Below are 12,495 nucleotides of genomic sequence, written 5' to 3'. Positions count from 1 at the left end.
TTTATATGTACTGCTTTTATATGCTCTTGATGAAATTTTGTCCTATTTAATATCCTCGAAATAGTTTTTAAAAATAGAGTATAAGTCTTCTAATTTTGCAAATTTTAATTTCTTGCTTTTTACATGTTCTCCATTTGCAATAAGAAAGCTTAAAATCTGATCTCTTTCTAAACCTCCGTGGTTATAATAAAATGTTGGCCATTTTGATGTGAATTTTAATCTTCCGTTAAATGTGAATGAAAAATTAGGACAATAGCCATTATCAAAGCTTATTGCAATATCACCACAGTTCTTATTTTCAAATACTTCATATAATCTTACTACTGCATAAGGAAATCTACTGTCTAAAGTTTTTTCAATCCACTCATCTTTCGTTAATTTTATATCAGTGAAATTTTCTTCTTTAAAGTAGTTTTTATATTCTAAGGGATCACCCTCTTCACATAAATAGCAAATTTTTTCATTATCTTTAAATATTTTTGCTCTTCCGTTAGTATTTGAAATAATTACTGAATTATCTTTTTTATTTTTATATGCAACAACTCCTATTTGGTGATATGTGCTAAATATTTTTAAGATATTCTCTGGATTATCCTTTGTATATAAAAATGCATAATTTAATAAGTTACTTACTAACGCTACATCCTTTTTTTCATTCAAATATCTTGTAAGATGATATCCATTTTCTTTTAAGACTTTTTGTATTTCAAATTTACCCTTTAATACAGAGTTACCATGGTCTGAGAAAATAAATATATTTAGTTTATCTTTTAATTTTTTGTTGTTGATTATATAACCTAAATTTTTATCAAGATTTTTTAGTGATGTTAAAAGACCTTTAAATCCATAACTATGTAGTAAGTGATCACAGGAAAAAATTGAAAATATTATACTGTCGTAACGATTAAAGAGATATGGTGTGTTCTTAATAACTACTGTATCAACTAAAATTCCTAATTTTGATAAAGATAGACCGCATATTACATGAAATGGAGGTATATAAGCTCCAGCATCTTTTGTCTCTTTTAGCCCAACTGTAAGAGCTTTCCCATAACCTTTAAAAACACTTTTATGCTTTTCTTTTTTCATATGTAAGCGAAAAATTGGAAAGAAATCCCATAAATATATGAATTGCCGTTTTATTCTGTCATACCACATCTGGGCAATTTCTTCTGTCTCTGAAAGTTTTATGCCATAAAATATAAGAGGATAACATGTTTGTGATTCTGTAGGAAATGTTGATACTAAATTTTTTATTACAAAGCCACCATCAAAAAATGATTTTATATTTGGTAATTCACCTGAATTATAGAGTTTAAAAAAGTCTTTACTTGATACCCCATCTAATAAAATGATAAGTGTTTTGGCTTTCATAATAAAAGATTATACCATCTCTTCCAATAAAGGGTTATACAACATTTTTTTTAAACAGAAATCGTAAAATTTCTTATTTTGGATAATTATAAATTGGCAAAAGATGTTCTATTTTGATCATTTGAGTCATCTAATATTTCATATTCTATAGTTTTAACACCACTAAATCCCAATATCTTTGCTGTTTTATATGAAAGATCAAACTCTGCTCTATTTTTATATGGACCTCTATCATTGCAATGCGCAATAACTGTTTTACCATTGTAATAGAACTTAACTTCCGTCTCAAATGGGAGGGTTTTGTGAGCAAATGAAACAATACTTTTAGTAAAAAGCTCACCATTAGCTGTTCTTTTACCATAGAATCTTGGTCCATACCAGCTTGCTCGAGCAGTTCTTAGATTTGAGCTATTTTCTACTCCATTGTCTGCAATTCTTCCTTTATTTATAGAGTTACTTTTTTCCTTATAAGCTAGTGCTTCTTTAAATTCTACATTGTCTATATTATGTATTTCTGAATATAGATTATTATTTGCAACATAGTAATTGTATTCTTCTATATATAAATTGTGATTTTTTCCCTCAATTCTGTCTACCTCTTTATATATTTGATAGTTATTAATAGATACATTTTTATAATTATCAACAGACAATAAATTATCATATTTTGAACTGGAGATTTCATCGGGGATAATTTGACTTGAAAATGAAGAGTTTTTATTTTGGGTTAAACTGAGGGTTAAGGTTAGACAAAAAAGAAGGATAAGAAATTGTAACAATAAACAAATTGTTATTTTAGATGTTGCATATATATACGATTCTATTTTAGATGTTGCATATATATGCGATTCTATATGCGATTCCATATTAACTTTTACCTCCACTTTTTACATTTAATACTTACTCCTTAGACTCTAAAATTAATGAATCTAAAAATTAATTTATTATACTTTGATTATTATTAACTTTTCTTAGAATGGATTTTAACTCTATTATAAAATTCAAAAATATTTATTAAAATTTTAAATATTTTACTTATTTTACTAAAAAATTAACCTAAAAGTAAACTTTATTAACATAACAGAAAATTTAAAAAAAATCAACAAATTTAGAAATAATTGCGAAAAGACAAAAAATAGAAAGAAAACTTTAAGAAAAGATCAAAAAAAGATAGACTCCTTCGCAAATATTGAAAGAAAGTTTACCCCTTGCTATTTTAAAAAATGTTTTAATTTAAGCATTTATATAATGTCATTATTAATTATATTTTATATACTGTATTTTCACCTGTTCAAAGTATATTTCTTTCTCTTGACTATAAGATTTAATTGTGCTATAAATACTTACTAACAAGAGGAACGAATAAAGCAAAAAGAGTTTGGATTGACTAAAAAATCATCATTCATGGAAACAAAAAAGAAAGTTATTTTAAGTTAAAGAGGAGAAAAACTATGGATGTAAACACATCCAAGAATAAACACTTGCGTAGTTGCAAGAGAAAAAAACTAAGAGTATTAGGTCCTGTGTCAAATCTTGAGGAGTATGTTCCTCCGAATTGGTGGAAGTATATTTTTAGTTCCTTATATCTGAAAACAGATGGGGATGTAGTGGAAGACAAAAACATAACAAGTCAAGAAGTTGATTTATTCTCGGCAACTCTAAAACTCTCTCAAGAAGATAAAATTTTGGATTTGTGTTGTGGACAAGGGAGGCATTCTCTGGAATTGGTAAGAAGAGGGTTTAAATGTATTGAAGGATTGGATCGTTCTCATTATTTAATTCAAAAGGCTAAAGCCCGGGCAGAAAAAGAAGGTTTAGATATTCGATTCAGAGAGGGTGATGCCCGAAAACTCCCATACCCACCTGATACCTTTGATGTTGTTATGATATTGGGGAATAGCTTTGGGTATTTTGAGACCATGGAGGATGACCTAAGAGTATTGAAGGAAGTGTTTAGAGTTTTAAAACCCTGGGGAATGCTTCTCATTGATGTGGCTGATGGCGGATATTTAAAAGAAAGTTTTCAACCGCGCTCTTGGGAATGGATAGACAAGAAGCTTTTTGTTTGTAGAGAACGAAGCCTTTCTCATGATGAGCAGCGTCTGATATCAAGGGAGGTTATTACTCATGTGGAAAAAGGAGTGATAGCAGATCAATTCTACGCAGAAAGACTTTACTCAAAGGAATCCCTTCCTCAACCTTTAAAAACAGCTGGGTTCAGTGATATTAATTTTCATGGCGAATTTTCAGCAGATTCCCAACGAAATCAGGATTTAGGCATGATGGAAAGGCACTTGATTTTCACTGCTGTTGTAAGAAAAGAATGGACACCTATTAAAAAGAGACTAAAGGAAGAGGTAAAGAATGTTGTAGTAGTCTTAGGAGATCCGACCAAGCCAGATCCATTTAAGCCTTTCTCAATCTTTGATGATGACGATTTTTACACTATAGACCAGTTAAAATCAGCATTAAGGGAACTGGAGGCCTACAATTTTCAGTATCTTGATAATCATGATACTCTAATCCAGGATTTGATAAAATTGAAGGGGAAAATTGACATTATTTTTAACTTGTGTGATGAGGGGCATTACAATGATGCCAGAAAAGAGCTTCACATACCAGGTTTGCTTGAAATGCTCAATCTCCCCTATACCGGTTCCGGTCCTCAATGTCTGGCTTTCTGTTATGATAAATCACTTGTGCGTGGAATTGCAAAAGAGATGAAAATTCCTGTGCCTGAAGCCTTTTTTATAAAAGCAGAAGATATAGCTTTTGAGCTCTCTTTTGCCTTTCCTGTTATTGTTAAACCCAACTTCGGTGATTCCAGCTTTGGGATAACCCAAAGAAGTGTCTCAAACAACATAGAAGAACTTGCTAATGCTATTTTAGAAATCAGAGAGAAATTTGGGTATGATAAATCAATTCTTGTAGAAGAATTTCTTACTGGGAAAGACCTAAGTGTAGGAATATTAGGAAATCCTCCTGAATCTTACAAAGTTTTGCCTATTATTGAGGAGGATTATTCAATGCTTCCAGATGGACTTCCCAGAATCTGTGGGTACGAGGCCAAGTGGCTTCCGGAGTCGCCTTATTGGAATATCAAATCCATTCCAGCAGAACTTACTGAGGATACGAAGAAAATTATTATAGAATGGTGTTTGAAGCTATTTGAGAGGTTAGAGGGCAGGGATTACTGCAGGTTTGATTGGAGGTTGGATGCTAAAGGCAATCCTCGACTTCTTGAGGTAAATCCGAATCCAGGATGGTGCTGGGATGGACACTTTGCAAAAATGGCAAAATTTGCAAAGATGTCTTATGTTGAAATGTTAGGAGCAATCTTAAAAGTAGCAGAACAACGTTTGGGGATTCACACTATAAATGTAGAAAGGGATTCTGAACACATCGGCAAAGCTGTGTCTGGTAATGTTAGAATAGTCACACCATGATGTAATTAAATTTAGCATATTTCTATACATCAAAAAGAGAGAGTTTCTTTTTGATTACTACTTCCCGGTCCTCATCTTCAGTTGACTTACGGGTTTCTAATGTGTAACTAGAAATTCACCAAGCACGAAAATCAGAACGAAAAGGCCTATTGCGGTGGCTATGAAAACAAGAAAAGACCGCTCCTTGCTCTTAATAATGCTAATTAACCCGGTAAAAAAAGCAGCCACGCCTGAAATTCCCGCAGTAATAACCGCGACAACAAACACCAGATCTAATACGGGACCCCTTTGACCGAAAGCAGCGGGAAGAAGTTGAGACGTCGCGAATAACAAAAGGAAAGCGATAATCAATCCAACTGACCATTTTCCTGCTTTAGTCTTTGGCATTTTGATAACCTCCCTCTTATAATAAATATTAATTATCTTCCATCATAATTTCATTTTGATAAATTTTCAATTGAAACACTTGGCACTTCAGTAGCAAATTTTTTTTTCTTTATAGCGGTATGCGGATAAAAGATGTTACTGAAGACAATTTGAGAAAATTTTTAATCTTCGTTTTATCCGCTGCTGGACAACATCATTTTAACACACATATTTATTAAATTTTTAAATATTTTATTTATTCTTCGAAAAATTAACATTTTTACGTAATAGTAACTCTGATATTGTTTCATGACCAAAATATACCTTACTATCAGCAAATTCTCAATGTACTAAGTGCAACTATGTTTTATAATTACCTATTTTTTTATTGACATTTTAGGATCGTTCTATATAATATACGATAGTACTTCAAAAAGAACGATGGTACTTTTAAAAGGGGGGGGGATAAAATGTTAAATTTATTTAAAGAAACAGTATTGTGGAAAGTCTTAAATTATTTTTTGGAACATCCTAGTACCTCTATTTATGTTAAGCAATTATCAAGAGAACTTAAAATTAGTCCTTCAGGAACAAATCAAGCCCTAAAATCATTGGCAGAAGTTAAAATTCTATTCAAAGAGGAAAAGGGTAAAGCTCATTATTACTATTTGAACAATAATCTACCTTTCATAAAATTTCTAAAAGTGGCTCATTTTTTGGCTGTTATAGAAAATTGGAAAATAGAAGAAAAATTCAAAAACCAGGATGAAAATTTAATTTCCTTAGCTCTTTATGGAAGTTACACCACGGGAGAATATGATGAGAGAAGCGACATTGATCTGCTAATCATCACCTCAAAATCCAAGAAATATTTTTTACCTCTGGTCCAGGACATGGAAAGATATCTAAATAGAGAAGTGAGCTTAGAAGTGTTTAATCTAACAAAATGGCGGAGGATGAAAAGGGAAAATACAACTTTTCATCAAGAAATCATGAGTAATTATATTCTGTTAACTGGAAGTGAGTTGCCATGAGGATTGAAGATTGTTTTATACCCACAGCTCTCAGAAATAGTAAATAATGTAGATGTTTATAGAAGATTCAGACATACAGTTTTATATGGATTAGAGACAATTGCTTCTCAAGAAGAAGCTGAAACTTCAATTGAAGTGGCGAAAGAAGTCTATATTTCTGTTGAAAAGCAAGTGAAACTTTAACTATTTCTTTATAGATATTATTATTCTTTTTAATTCTGTAGTAGCAAAATGATAATGTCTTCTTATTTTAATGTAAAAATGTCCTCTTTTACTAAAATTGAAGCCAAAAGCGAATACTTTCTTTTTGCAAGAAATAGGACATTTTTATTTTGCATTGACAGCAAATTACGAAATTATTAAGACATAAAATTCCCTACAAAATTATTGCTAGATAAGATATAATTTTTAAATTGTAATTGTCTTAAATTTTCTTTATCATCTAAAATATTATTTATAGTTTTAAAATATTTGGAAAATTTTTAAAATATAACAAGAGGAAACCATTTGTCTATAGCCAGAAATAAAAATAAGAAAATAAGGAAAAAAAGAGCAAAGATTATAAAAATATTGGGGTTCTTTTTATTCATTACTTCAATATTTGTTATATTCTCACTAATTTTCTCAATATATGTGATAGGTAAAATCAGTACTGATCTTCCACATATAGATGAATTAACTCCACGGGAGCAACCACTTACTACTGAAATATATGCTTCAGATGGATCGCTTTTAGCTTATCTCCATGCTGAGGAAGATAGAAAAATTGTACCTTTAAATGAAATTTCTCGATATGTAATCAATGCAACAATTGCAAGGGAGGATGAGAGATTTTATGAACATCCAGGATTTGATATAGAAGCTATTATAAGAGCCTTATTGATGAATATAATTGAAGGAAAAATAGTTGAAGGTGGTAGTACTATCACACAATCATATATAGGTTGTTCATATATATCACTGGAGAGAACCTATTTAAATAAGTTAAAGGAGGCATACTTAGCCTACCAGCTTGAACAAAGATTCTCAAAAGATGAAATATTAGAGCTTTTTTTAAACACTGTCTATTATGGGGAAGGCTCATATGGTATTGAAACTGCAGCTAAAAATTATTTTGGGAAAAGTGCAAAAGATTTAAATTTAAATGAAGCTGCTTTTTTAGCTGGGGTAACAAGAAATCCAGGGGGATATTCACCTTATACAAATTATCGAGAAGCTTTAGAAAGAAGAAACAGTGTTCTCAATAAAATGTATGAACTTAATTACATAAATAAAACTCAGTTAGAAATAACAAGAAAAAAACCTCTATTGGTTATTTCCCAAAAACGTCGTGAAAGAGATTTTGCACTATTTTTTATTGATTATGTAAAACAAATATTAATAGAAGAGTATGGTGTTACTAAAACATTTAATGGAGGCTTAAAAGTCTATACAACTGTTGATCCCAATTTACAGAAATTGGCTGAGGAAGCTATAAAGGAACATTTATATGAAGAAGATGACCCTACTGCAGCATTAATATCAGTTGAGCCTGCAACTGGTTATATAAAAGCCATGGTTGGTGGTGAGGATTTTAAGAAGAGTCAGTTCAATATAGCTGTTCAGAAAAATAGACAAACTGGCTCAACCTTTAAGGTATTTGTTTTAGCCGCTGCACTGGAAAATGGAATATCACCTTATATAGCATATCCTCCAAATGGACCTATAGTTTTGGAGAATCCTGGTGCTGCAGATTGGGAAGTTGAAAATTATGGAAAAGCAGAATTTGAAGAAACAAAGATGATAATTTTAGAGGGAATTATAAGATCAGTAAATGTAGTTTATGCACAACTAATTATGGATGTTGGACCTGGAGAAGTTGCACGTACTGCTATGGATATGGGAATAACTACTACACTTGAACCTTATCCATCTATTGCATTAGGTGGACAGGGTGTATCTCCCCTTGATATGTCTGCAGCTTTTGCAACTTTAGCAAATAATGGAATATATATAAAGCCAGTTCCAATAACTAAGATCTTAGATCCAAATGACCAGATTATATATGAACATGAACCTGAAGAGGGAATTAGAGTATTAAGAGAAGCCAATGCATATAGACTAACAAAGATATTAGAACAGGTAATTCAAAGAGGTACTGGTGTAAGAGCAAATATTGGAAGACCTGCTGCTGGAAAAACCGGAACTACTCAAGAACACTGGGATGCCTGGTTTGTTGGTTATACACCTGACATGTCAACTGCTGTATGGGTTGGACATCCTGAAGAGAATATAAGAATGGAAAGATTAAGGGGATTACTTGTTCAGGGTGGAACATATCCAGCAATGATCTGGAAATCTTTTATGCAGGAGGCTTTAAAAGACATACCTGTAACAGATTTTACCTTTCCCAGTGATCCCACATTTCCAGTCACTGTTTGCACAATGTCAGGATTACCAGCTGGACCAAACTGTCCGCCTGATTTGATAAAGATGCAGAGTTTTCGTATTGGTGATGAGCCAGATAGAATGGATGATCTCTTTGATTCTATAAATCCTTTCCCAAGCTTTGTTGGAATGAGAAGAGATGATGCTATCAGGAAATTAGAAGAGATGGGTTATAAAAATATTGAAGTTGTTCAAACTGGAAAAGCTGGTGTTAAAAAAGGTACAGTATTTGATCAGGAACCAAAAGAAGGCGAATTCCCTGGATTTGAAACCCCAATTAAACTATACGTTAGTAGTTAAAATGTAATTTTCTACTTATATTTGGAGAATATGTCTTTTATGGTGTCTTCATCTGCAATTAGGTAATAAACACCATCTATTGTTGCAGAGCTTGTTGGAATATAGAAATTTTCAACTTCTTTTGTATTAATTTTAAAAAACAAGTGAGAAAATTTTATTAAATCAATTAATTTTATATCTGTTTCTATTAGTCTGTTTTCCAAAACCATGTTAATCAATGCTGGGAGTTGAATCCATGTCTCTATTACTTGAAACTTTTTAGCTAAACTAATTAACATCTGTCTCTGCCTGTCCATCCTGCCCCAATCTCCACCACATGGTCCTTTTCTACATCTTGAATAAGCCAATGCTTGTGAACCATTTAAAGTTTGAACTCCTGGATAAAGGTCTACTCCAGAAAATGGATCTACCAATCTTTTATCTACTTCTACTGTCACTCCTCCGAGTTTATCTATTAGGCTTTCAAATCCATAAAAATCTGTTGAAATATAGTAATCAATTTCTAATTCAGTAAAATTTTCAAAAGTCTCAATGGCAAGTTCTGAACCACCCAGAGCGTAAGCTGCATTTATCTTATTATATCCATGCCCAGATATATTAACTCTTGTATCTCTGGGTATGGATATAAGAGCAGTGCTTCCATCATCTAAATTTATATGAAGAATAATATTTATATCACTTCTACACCAAACACTTCTTTCATTTGGTCTGGCATCTCTTCCGATTAATAAAATATTTAAGCCTTTTTCGGAAATTGTAGTTTGATCAATTTTTGGTTCTCCCTCCATAGCAAATTCAAATGAGTCTGCTACTTGTTTCACAAGATTTTCAAATTCCTGGGAATTATTTCCTACATAATAGTAACTTACTACATATATATACTGATCTTGCTCAGTAATAATTCCACCTTCTAATGCTGTTTTCTCCATCTTAGTTTCATCTTCACCTTCAACCACACTTTCTTTTATTGGCATCAAATGTTTGTAGCTTCTTTCATACTTTTCTGCTTCTAGATTCCCCAGATTTGATGATTGAGGACTTTCACTTTCAAGTGAAAACCAAACATTCTTTAAAAAATTAGGAACATTTATATTAGAAAAATCTGTTGGTGGAAAACTCTCAAATGCTCCAGCAAAAATTGTATAAATAGAATCATTTTCTTTCATCTCTTCTAAAGGAGGGTTAAATTGAACAATACTTTTTTCTGGATATTCCTGCATGCTCCAATTTTCTGGAATTTTTATAGAAAATGTTTCGCCTGATAAATTATTACTTATATAAATGCCTTTCTCAATAATCTCCTCTTCAGTAGTCTCCACAATCTCCTCAGGAGGAGTGGTCTCCTCTTCTGTTTCTACAACTTCAGGTTTAGATCTACAAGTTGTAATTAATAAACAAATTATAATTAGTAAACAAACAGTTATTTTCTTCATCATCTCCTCTTCAAAAAATATAATTATTAATATTTGGCGTATATTGTGAAGTCGATATTGGGAAATATTTTATCTTTTTCCTCAATAGATTCTAAATATTTTCTAAATTCTTTATCTTTTTTTCTATATTCCACTGCACTAGTCTCTTCCACTGCACTAGTCTCTTCCACAGCACTGGTCTTTTCCACTGCACCAGCCTTTTCCACTGCACCAGCCTTTTCCACTGCATTTATTAAATTGTTAAAGTTATCAAGGTGCTCACTAAATCTATTAGATGCATAATCTCTTGCCTGCCATGTAGTTATTAAAAATGGCCAATCACTGCTTTCTAACAACAAAAGTTCTCTCGCAGCTTGGTTTAATACTCTCTTTATAAAGTCATCATCCGTGTCTTTATATTTTTTTGCTAAATCCTCCATCTTTTTTTCTGATTCATAAATGTGAGGCCATATCCAGTATGTATCTTGATTTAGCCAAACCCAGTGGTGACCACCTTCACCCCATGAACTTTCGGGAATTCTAATAGTAATCTCTGGGGTGAATTTTTCTAAGTGATCACTAATTGTGGTTAAATCCAATTCCTCCATTTTGGCCATTTTCTTTAATACCTGTTTTATCCATTTAGGACCTTCAAACCACCAGTGACCAAACAATTCAGAATCATATGGAGCAGCTACTATTCCATTTTTTCCAGTTTTATCCTTAAAATCTTTTAATAATGAATAAATCATATGAACAAAATGATCAGAATTCTCTTGTACTCTCCCTGCCACCATATCAGGTTCATATAACACTTTTGAACCTAAATCAACATCACCTCCAGTTACTCTCCAGTATTGAAGACCACTTATTGAGTCTTTTTTGTGAAATTCTCTATACCAACCATCTCCTGGATATCCCCGATCTCCTGACCATACTTGAAGTCCAGCTTTTTCGTTTCTTCCTACTATAGCTATAAAATCTTCATTGTGTTTTAAAAGATAAGGTGAAAATGTAGTTTTTGGCTCATCCACCTCAATATCTTTATATTCTCTTACTGATTGCTGATAAAGTTTTTGAAGTGCTGGAAAGCGAAGAGTATAAACACCCATAGTTTTTCCACCTTCAATTGTATGAGCATCTACAATGAAATATTTGATGTTATTTTCAATTAAAAATTTCTCTATACCAGGTCTATAACCTTTCTGTGCATATTCACCTTCAACAGGTGGAATCCATTCATATCCATGTCTATAGGCACATTCGGGAAGCCAGATTCCTTTTGGTTCTCTTCTAAAAAGACGTTTATAGCTTTCAATCCCAACTTTTATCTGAGCATTAACTGCACTATCTCTCCCAAGTAATGGTAAATAACCATGAGTTGCAGCACAGGTTATTATCTCAATGAAACCTTCGTCTTGTAATTTCTTAAATGCACCAATTACATCACTATTGTATCTATTTTTATATGAAGAAAGGATTTCATTAAAGAAATCCAGATAAAATATTGCCAAGTCTCTTAATTTAGGATTGGATGAGTTTCTTTCAATATCTTCCTCACATTTTCTAATTTTAATCTCCATATATTTCTGAAATTTCTCAGAGAGGTAAGGATCATTTAATTGCTCAGCTAATATTGGAGTAATTCCAACTGTAGCTTGTGGTTTTATCCCCTCATCTATCAGGTTATAAAAAACATCAAGAAGTGGTATATATGTTTCGCTTAATGCCTCATGAAGCCACTCTTCACCAAAGGGCCAAACTCCTGCTTTCCTTACATAAGGTAAATGACTATGAAATATAAAAGAAAAAGAACCTATAGTTTTATCTGTTTTCACTTTTACTCCTCTTGTTTATTAAAAATAATAGTATATAAAATTATGGCAAAATTTGAAAGTAATTTAAGTGATTTTTGTTATTTTTTACATTTTATTCTTTTAACAATCATACCCTAAAATATTTTAATATTTTTTAAATAGAGGTTATTTTTTCACCTAATTCGAATGCTTTCTTTAAAAATTCTGGATGTTTTAATATCTCACCTTTATCATCAACACCTGGACAGAAAAGCTCCTCTTTATAATTTACACTAATAACTTTAAAAAAAATTCTAACTATTGATTTTGCATTATTAAA

General features: G+C 31.7%; 9 protein-coding genes. 4 read left to right on the top strand and 5 right to left on the bottom strand.

What is annotated here, in order from left to right; translation table 11 throughout:
- Positions 1-42 precede the first annotated feature (42 nt).
- Complete coding sequence (locus KKC53_02650) at positions 43-1,374, bottom strand: alkaline phosphatase family protein (protein MBU2598068.1); 1,332 nt, start codon at positions 1,372-1,374, stop codon at positions 43-45.
- An 86-nt stretch (positions 1,375-1,460) separates the two neighbouring features.
- Positions 1,461-2,240 (bottom strand): septal ring lytic transglycosylase RlpA family protein, encoded by a 780-nt coding sequence (locus KKC53_02645; protein ID MBU2598067.1) that lies wholly within the window; start codon positions 2,238-2,240, stop codon positions 1,461-1,463.
- A gap of 585 nt (positions 2,241-2,825) precedes the next feature.
- Here KKC53_02645 and KKC53_02640 point away from each other — a divergent pair.
- On the top strand, positions 2,826-4,820 hold the full coding sequence (locus KKC53_02640) for a methyltransferase domain-containing protein (GenBank protein ID MBU2598066.1): 1,995 nt from the start codon (positions 2,826-2,828) through the stop codon (positions 4,818-4,820).
- Positions 4,821-4,916: 96 nt separating this feature from the next.
- On the opposite strand, the gene KKC53_02635 is transcribed toward KKC53_02640, so the two are convergent.
- Entirely contained in the window at positions 4,917-5,207 is a 291-nt protein-coding gene (locus KKC53_02635; protein MBU2598065.1) for a hypothetical protein, read from the bottom strand.
- A gap of 449 nt (positions 5,208-5,656) precedes the next feature.
- Here KKC53_02635 and KKC53_02630 point away from each other — a divergent pair, with 449 nt between their 5' ends.
- From KKC53_02630 to KKC53_02620, 3 genes are all read left to right on the top strand, one after another.
- On the top strand, positions 5,657-6,220 hold the full coding sequence (locus KKC53_02630) for a nucleotidyltransferase domain-containing protein (protein ID MBU2598064.1): 564 nt from the start codon (positions 5,657-5,659) through the stop codon (positions 6,218-6,220).
- A gap of 3 nt (positions 6,221-6,223) precedes the next feature.
- Positions 6,224-6,403, top strand: coding sequence for a hypothetical protein (locus KKC53_02625; GenBank protein MBU2598063.1), 180 nt, complete (start codon positions 6,224-6,226; stop codon positions 6,401-6,403).
- Between the two features lie 324 nt (positions 6,404-6,727).
- On the top strand, positions 6,728-8,947 hold the full coding sequence (locus tag KKC53_02620) for a PBP1A family penicillin-binding protein (GenBank protein MBU2598062.1): 2,220 nt from the start codon (positions 6,728-6,730) through the stop codon (positions 8,945-8,947).
- An 11-nt stretch (positions 8,948-8,958) separates the two neighbouring features.
- Here the strand turns inward: KKC53_02620 and KKC53_02615 are convergent, their stop codons facing one another.
- Both KKC53_02615 and KKC53_02610 read right to left on the bottom strand, forming a co-directional pair.
- Complete coding sequence (locus KKC53_02615) at positions 8,959-10,380, bottom strand: LCP family protein (protein MBU2598061.1); 1,422 nt, start codon at positions 10,378-10,380, stop codon at positions 8,959-8,961.
- A 26-nt stretch (positions 10,381-10,406) separates the two neighbouring features.
- A complete protein-coding gene (locus KKC53_02610) occupies positions 10,407-12,197 on the bottom strand; it encodes a DUF1957 domain-containing protein (GenBank protein MBU2598060.1) in 1,791 nt (596 codons plus the stop codon).
- Positions 12,198-12,495: the final 298 nt, after the last annotated feature.

This window comes from Actinomycetota bacterium (assembly GCA_018830725.1).
Taxonomy (GTDB): Bacteria; Actinomycetota; Humimicrobiia; order JAHJRV01; family JAHJRV01; genus JAHJRV01.
This window is presented reverse-complemented; position numbering and strand designations above follow the sequence as displayed.

Excerpts from the sequence above, each read along its gene's own strand:
- KKC53_02645 (MBU2598067.1), bottom strand. The coding sequence starts at position 2,240 with ATGGAATCGCATATAGAATCGCATATATATGCAACATCTAAAATAGAA.
- KKC53_02635 (MBU2598065.1), bottom strand. The coding sequence starts at position 5,207 with ATGCCAAAGACTAAAGCAGGAAAATGGTCAGTTGGATTGATTATCGCT.
- KKC53_02640 (MBU2598066.1), top strand. The coding sequence starts at position 2,826 with ATGGATGTAAACACATCCAAGAATAAACACTTGCGTAGTTGCAAGAGA.
- KKC53_02630 (MBU2598064.1), top strand. The coding sequence starts at position 5,657 with ATGTTAAATTTATTTAAAGAAACAGTATTGTGGAAAGTCTTAAATTAT.
- KKC53_02650 (MBU2598068.1), bottom strand. The coding sequence starts at position 1,374 with ATGAAAGCCAAAACACTTATCATTTTATTAGATGGGGTATCAAGTAAA.
- KKC53_02615 (MBU2598061.1), bottom strand. The coding sequence starts at position 10,380 with ATGAAGAAAATAACTGTTTGTTTACTAATTATAATTTGTTTATTAATT.